Here is a 7039-nt window from a genome sequence, read left to right as displayed (position 1 = left end):
GTCCAGGTCGACCTGGACGGGGTTCCCGGCTGGGCGCTGGCCGACGACCTCGAGCCCGAGCCGCCCTGCGAGCGGTGGTGCGCGCTGTTGCCCGGCCTCGACGTCACGACGATGGGCTGGAAGCAGCGGGATTGGTATCTCGGACCCCACCAGGCCCAGGTGTTCGACCGCAACGGCAACGGCGGGCCGACGGCCTGGTGCGACGGCCGGATCGTCGGCTGCTGGACCCAGGACGCCGACGGCCGAGTCGCCGTGCACCTCGTCGAGAACGTCGACGCCGCGGCGTCGAAAGCCTTGGCGCGCAAGGCAGACGAACTCACCGCGTGGCTCGACGGGGTGCGGATTGCCGCGCGGTTCCCGTCGCCCCTGTCGAAGTCGGCGATTAAGCGCTGACCTTGCGCCGCTTCTTCACGGGTGCCGGTGCCGGTGCAGGCAACAATTCGGCGAGGAACTGACCGGTGTAGCTCTCCGCGACCGCGGCCACGTCCTCCGGGGTGCCCTCGGCGACGACCGTGCCGCCGCCGCCGCCGCCCTCGGGGCCCATGTCGACGATCCAGTCCGAGGTCTTGATGACGTCGAGGTTGTGCTCGATCACGATCACGGTGTTGCCCTTGTCGACCAGACCGTTGATCACCTTGAGCAACTTGCGGATGTCCTCGAAGTGCAGGCCCGTGGTGGGTTCGTCGAGGACGTAGACGGTGCGCCCCGTCGACCGCTTCTGCAGTTCGGCCGCCAGTTTCACGCGCTGCGCCTCACCGCCGGACAGCGTCGGGGCTGGCTGACCCAGCCGCACGTATCCCAAACCGACGTCGACCAGGGTCTTCAGGTAGCGGTAGATCGACGTGATCGGTTCGAAGAAGTCGGTGGCCTCCTCGATCGACATGTCAAGCACCTCGGAGATGGTCTTGCCCTTGTAGTGCACCTCGAGGGTTTCGCGGTTGTACCTGGCGCCGTGGCAGACCTCGCAGGGCACGTACACGTCGGGAAGGAAGTTCATCTCGATCTTGATGGTGCCGTCGCCCGAGCAGGCCTCGCAGCGACCGCCCTTGACGTTGAACGAGAACCGACCGGGCTGGTAGCCGCGCACCTTGGCCTCGGTGGTGGCGGCGAACAACGTGCGGATCTTGTCGAACACGCCGGTGTAGGTGGCCGGGTTGGACCGTGGGGTCCGACCGATCGGTGACTGGTCGACGCGGACCAGCTTGTCCAGTTGGTCCACGCCGTTGATGCGGAGGTGACGCCCCGGTACCTGGCGGGCGCCGTTGAGCTTGTTGGCCAGCACCGACGCCAGGATGTCGTTGACCAAGGTGGACTTGCCCGATCCCGAGACACCGGTGACCGAGGTCAGCACGCCGAGGGGGAAGGACACGTCGATCTCGCGCAGGTTGTTCTCCCGCGCGCCGACCACCGTCAGCTGGCGTTTGCGGTCGACGGGGCGACGAATTGCCGGCACCTCGATGCTTTCCTTGCCGGAAAGGTATGCGCCGGTGATGGATTCGGGATTGGTCAGCAGGTCGGCGTAGGTGCCGCTGTGCACGATGTGTCCACCGTGCTCCCCCGCCGCCGGACCGATGTCGACGACCCAGTCGGCGTGGGCGATGGTGTCGAGGTCGTGCTCCACGACGATCAGCGTGTTGCCAAGGTCCCGTAGCCGAACCAGCGTGTCGATCAGTCGCCGGTTGTCCCGTTGGTGCAGCCCGATGGACGGTTCGTCGAGGACGTACAGCACGCCGGCCAGGCCGGAGCCGATCTGCGTGGCGAGCCGAATGCGTTGCGCCTCACCGCCGGACAGCGTGCCCGCCGCCCGGGACAGGGTCAGGTAATCGAGGCCGACGTCGAGGAGGAAGCCGAGTCGGGACTGAACTTCCTTCAGGACCTGTCCGGCGATGGCGTGTTCGCGGACGCCAAGGGTCAAGGCGTTGAGGAACTTCGAACAGTCGGCAATCGACAGCTCACACACCTGCGCGATGGACTTCGCGTCGTCCGCGGCCGCCAGCGTGACGGCCAGGATCTCTGGCTTGAGCCGGGTGCCCTCACAGACCGGGCACGGCACGTCGCGCATGAAGCCGTCGTAGCGTTCCTTCATCTGCTCGGAGTCGGTCTGCTCCATCCGGCGGTGCAGGAACGCCATTACGCCTTCGAAGTCGGCGTAGTAGGAGCGGGTGCGGCCGTAGCGGTTCTTGTACCGCACGTGCACCTGCTCGTCGCAGCCCTCGAGGATCGACTTGCGCGCCTTGGCCGGAAGCTTGCGCCACGGGGTGTCGACGTCGAAGCCCAAGGCCTCGCCGAGGCCTTCCAACATGCGGGTGAAGTAGTCGGCGGTATGCCCCATCGACCAAGGCGCGATCGCGCCCTCGGCCAGCGTCAGGTCGGGGTCCGGCACCACCAGCTCGGGGTCGACCTCCTTGCGGATACCGAGGCCCGCGCACTCGGGGCAGGCGCCGTACGGGGAGTTGAACGAGAACGACCGCGGCTCGAGGTCGTCCACCGCCAGCGCGTGCCCGTTCGGGCAGGCCAGCTTCTCGGAGAACCGTTGTTCGCGGTGCGGAGCGTTCTCGTCCTCGTCGACGAATTCCAGCACCAGGATGCCATCGGCCAGGCCCAGCGCCGTCTCGACCGAGTCGGTGAGGCGCTGCTTGGAGCTCGCCTTGACGCTGAGGCGGTCGACGACCACCTCGATGTCGTGCTTCTCCTGCTTCTTGAGCTTCGGCGGATCGGTCAGGGTGTGGACGACGCCGTCGACCCGGACGCGGCTGTACCCCTGCGAGTTCAGCTTCTCGAACAGGTCGACGAACTCGCCCTTGCGGGTGCGGACCACCGGGGCAAGCACCTGGAATCGGATGCCCTCTTCCATGGCCAGCACCTGGTCGACGATCTGCTGCGGCGTCTGCCGGGCGATGCGCTCACCGCAGACGGGGCAGTGTGCCGTGCCGGCGCGGGCGTAGAGCAGCCGCAGGTAGTCGTACACCTCGGTGATGGTGCCGACGGTGGAGCGGGGGTTGCGGTTGGTCGACTTCTGGTCGATCGACACCGCCGGGGACAAGCCCTCGATGAAGTCGACGTCGGGCTTGTCCATCTGCCCGAGGAACTGCCGCGCGTACGCCGACAACGATTCGACGTATCGGCGCTGCCCCTCGGCGAAGATCGTGTCGAACGCCAACGACGACTTGCCCGAACCGGACAACCCGGTGAAGACGATCAACGAGTCGCGCGGCAGGTCGACGTCGACGTTTCGCAGGTTGTGCTCGCGCGCACCCTTGACTATCAGGCGGTCAGCCAACTGATATCTCTCCTGGTCTGATGGTGCTCTTCAACCTGCTCGAAGCGCATCGCGCTCATGGTATGTCCACCCTCCGACAAGCCCCAGCTACGCCCAGTACCGTGATGGTCATGGCCGATCAGAGAACGTCCGTTGCCGACCACTACACGGGTCACGTCGAGTCCGGCTCAGCCGCACGCCGCACCCTTCCCGGCGCGTCGATCGTGAAGGCGTCCGTCGGCCCCATGGACAACAACGCGTACCTGATCACGTGTTCCCAGTCCGGCCAGACGCTACTCGTCGACGCCGCAAACGACGCGCCCGTTCTTCTCGACCTGATCGAGCGGTACGCCCCGACGCTGACCCTCATCGTCACCACTCATCAGCACGGCGACCACTGGCAGGCACTTGCCGAGGTGACGAAGGCCACGGGCGCACCGACTGCCGCACACCAGCTCGACGCCGAACCGCTGCCCGTCACGCCGGATCGCATCCTCGCCGAAGGTGACACCGTCGAGATCGGCGAACTCACCTTCGACGTGATCCACCTCCAGGGTCACACCGAGGGATCGGTGGCGCTGGCGCTGCGCGGGCCGGCCGCCGGGGACGCCGTGCACCTGTTCACCGGTGACTGCCTGTTTCCCGGAGGTCCGGGCCGTACGACCAACCCGCAAGAGTTCGAATCGCTGATCAGTGGCCTCGAGACGAAGGTGTTCGACCGGTACGGCGACGACACCGTCGTGTATCCGGGCCACGGCGACGACACCACCCTTGGCGCCGAGCGGCCGCACCTCGCCGAATGGAAGGAACGCGGCTGGTGAGTTCGTGCCGGCCGCATGCGTCGAATGTGACGCCACTGCGACATTTGGGGCGTTCGGTCGCACTGGTGTCACGCTCGGCGCGAGGATCGACACCATGAGCGGATGGCCCAAGCCCGACAAGATCGGCCCCGGGCAGGAGTCGGTCTGGGACTATCCGCGGCCGCCGAGGCTGGAGGCGTTCGCCGGGTCGATCACCGTTGAGCTGAACGGGGAGACCATCGCCACGACCGACCACGGTTGGCGCGTCTTGGAGACCAGCCACCCGCCCACCTACTACATCCCCGCGGCAGCGTTTCGGGACGGCGCCCTGCGCCCGGCGACGGGATCGTCGTGGTGCGAATGGAAGGGCGTGGCGTCCTACTTCGACCTGGTCAGCGGCACTCGCGTCGCCGAACGGGCCGGCTGGACGTATCCGGAACCCACGCGCGGTTTCGAACCGATCGCCGGTGCCGTCGCCGTGATGGCGGCACTAGTCGACCGCTGCACCGTCAACGGTGAGCAGGTCGAGTCGCAACCCGGTGGCTTCTACGGCGGCTGGATCACCAGCTGGGTGAAGGGCCCGTTCAAGGGCATCCCAGGCTCCAGGGGCTGGTAGCCCCCGGAGCCCGATCGTCAGGAGGTGTGGACGATCAGGACGTCGGACTTGGACCGACGCGCCACGTTGGCGGGCACCGATCCGAGCAGGCGCCCGGCGATGGTGCTGAGGCCGACGTTGCCGACCACCAGAAGGTCGGCCTTGATCTCCTCGGCCAGGTCGACCAGGGCGTCGACTGGGGCGCCGACGACGGCCTTCTCCTCGACGTCCTTGGCTCCTGCGGTGTGGGCACGGTCCCTGGCTTCACGCAGGATTGCGTAGATGGGGGCGTTGCCCGCCATCTTGTAGCCCTCGTCCTTGAGCACGTCGGCGGCCCGGGAGTCTTCGCTCTGCGGGAAGTACGCCGTGGCCACGATGAGCTTCGCGCCCGCTCCCGCGGCGATCTGCGCGGCCCGGTCTACCGCGCGCAGCGATGAATCCGAACCGTCAGTTCCGACCAAAACGGTCTGATAGGCGCCCATTCAAAGCCCTCCCAGGGTTGATTGCCAAGCCATCCGAGACAGTAACCCGAAGTTCAACGAACATGGGGCGATTCACTCGGATGACGCGTGTAGTCCAGCGATGATCGTAACCTCGGCCTCGCAGCCGAACGTCACGTTGGTGAGCAACCGTACGCAATCCATGGTCGACGGCGCCGATCGCATCCGTGCGCCCGACGTGACCTGCGTCATCGACGTCCACACCGGTGTTGGTAATGCACTGCCCACCAACGACGTTCGCGTCGTCCGTTCACTCCCGGTGCCGCGGGTCGAAGTTGGATGGCGCGGCCTCGTCGGCGGCGACGGCGAAATCGGTGTCGGAGAACGTATACCGGTACCACGGCTCGTCGTCGCACCGTCCGAGTTGGGACCGAAGGTTGCTGAAGGCCCCGTAGACGACGCGGTAGGGCTGCCCGACGAAGTGTTGGAGGATTTCCTTCCACGTGCGGGGCGCCTCCCGGATCAGCGCGGCCATCGCCGCGGTCAGATCCTCCTCGGACATGGGGACGACGTCGGCAGGCGGATCGCCGAGTTCGAAGACGGTGCTGCGGTCGAAGTGCGACCGGACGAAGTTCGGTCCGATCGGAATGGTGCAGTCCAAACCGATCTTCGACGCGGTGCCGGGCGCCGCGTCCTCGGCGATCATGGGGTCGACGGTCATCGTGTTGCAGTTCGGGATGGTGACCGTGTCGAGGTGCGGCATGTAGCGGAACGCCATCGCGAACTGCACGGCGTTGTCGTCCCAGATGTCGACGTCCTCGTCGAACACCATCGCGATCTTCGGCAGGCCCTGCTTGGAGCACGTCAACATCACCCCGAGCGCCTGCTTCGAGTCCCCCGCGCCGCGGGTGTTGATCTTCGCGTAGGCGATGTTGGACAACCCGCCGAGCGGCGCGCGGACCTCCTTGACGTCGATGCCTGCCATCGCGAGACCGCCGTAGAGGTCGGACTCGATCATCGGCAACTGCAGCATGTTGTCGGTGTACCAGGGGTGAGTGCCGCCGATGGTGGCGTGCTGGAAGATGCCGCCCTTGCGGAAGGTCATCGCCTTGACCACGGCCCTGAAGTTGGACTTGATGCCGCCGCCGTACATTCCGGTGAACTCGCCGTACGGGCCCTCGTCGTGCGTCAACCCTTCGGTGGCCATCAGCTCGCACTCGATCACGATCTCGGCGTTGGCGGGCACCAGCAGGTCGACGGTCTCGCACTTCACCAGCTTGGCGGGATGGCCGTAGAAGTTGCCGAGCACCTCGAAGTCGTCGGTACCGGGTGGCACGCCGGTGAGAGCGGCCACCTTGTCGACCAACGGGCCGCCGAGCACGATCGCGAGCTCCAGGTCGAGCCCCTTGGCCTGTGCGGCTTGAGCATTCAGCCGCGCTCGATGCGACGTGCACGTCATGTCGAACATCTTCTCGGTCTTTGACCGGAACATGCTGCGGTAGATGCCCCAGTCGTAGACGCCGGTGTCCGGGTGCTTGCTGACGACGAGGTTGTCGTTGGTGTAGGCGTGGCCGTCGCGGTCGTGGTGCAGGAACAGCGGCAGCCGAGTCAGGTCGACGTCGTCGCCGGTGAGGATCACCTCCTTGCACGGCGCGGTGTCGACGACCTCGGGGGTAATGCGGCCCTTGCCGAGTTCGACCATGCGACGGCCGGTTTCGCTCTTCTCGCACCCCAGCGCCCAGGCGGTCTGATCCTGGTTGGAGTAGGCGTTGGCCAGGAATTGGAATTCGCAGTCGGTGACCTTCTCCACCAGCACGGCGGTCAACGGGTGGGCCTCCATGACCGCGGGAAGCTCGTCGACGCGCTTCTCCTCGGTGACGCGGACCAGCAGCCCCGCCTTCTCCATGTCGTCGACGAACTCGCTCAGACTCTGCTGGGGCATGGT

General features: G+C 66.5%; 6 protein-coding genes. 3 read left to right on the top strand and 3 right to left on the bottom strand.

What is annotated here, in order from left to right:
- The coding region (locus tag B1790_RS02985; RefSeq protein ID WP_142270989.1) for a DNA glycosylase AlkZ-like family protein at positions 1-393 on the top strand (393 nt) is incomplete at its 5' end.
- Here the strand turns inward: B1790_RS02985 and uvrA are convergent.
- Entirely contained in the window at positions 383-3280 is a 2898-nt protein-coding gene (gene uvrA / locus B1790_RS02980; RefSeq protein ID WP_079921681.1) for an excinuclease ABC subunit UvrA, read from the bottom strand. The genes B1790_RS02985 and uvrA overlap by 11 nt on opposite strands.
- A 110-nt stretch (positions 3281-3390) precedes the next feature.
- Between uvrA and B1790_RS02975 the strand changes: the two genes are divergently transcribed.
- Complete coding sequence (locus tag B1790_RS02975) at positions 3391-4080, top strand: MBL fold metallo-hydrolase (protein ID WP_142270988.1); 690 nt, start codon at positions 3391-3393, stop codon at positions 4078-4080.
- Between the two features lie 94 nt (positions 4081-4174).
- On the top strand, positions 4175-4675 hold the full coding sequence (locus B1790_RS02970) for a DUF427 domain-containing protein (protein WP_079921677.1): 501 nt from the start codon (positions 4175-4177) through the stop codon (positions 4673-4675).
- Positions 4676-4692: 17 nt separating this feature from the next.
- Here the strand turns inward: B1790_RS02970 and B1790_RS02965 are convergent, their stop codons facing one another.
- The gene (locus tag B1790_RS02965) at positions 4693-5136 is read right to left on the bottom strand and encodes a universal stress protein (RefSeq protein ID WP_056547714.1); all 444 of its coding nucleotides are present in this window, start codon (positions 5134-5136) and stop codon (positions 4693-4695) included.
- Between the two features lie 268 nt (positions 5137-5404).
- Positions 5405-7036, bottom strand: coding sequence for a UbiD family decarboxylase (locus B1790_RS02960; RefSeq protein WP_079921676.1), 1632 nt, complete (start codon positions 7034-7036; stop codon positions 5405-5407).
- Between the last annotated feature and the right edge of the window lie 3 nt (positions 7037-7039).

The organism is Mycobacterium sp. AT1, from assembly GCF_002043095.1.
Taxonomy (GTDB): Bacteria; Actinomycetota; Actinomycetes; order Mycobacteriales; family Mycobacteriaceae; genus Mycobacterium.
This window is presented reverse-complemented; position numbering and strand designations above follow the sequence as displayed.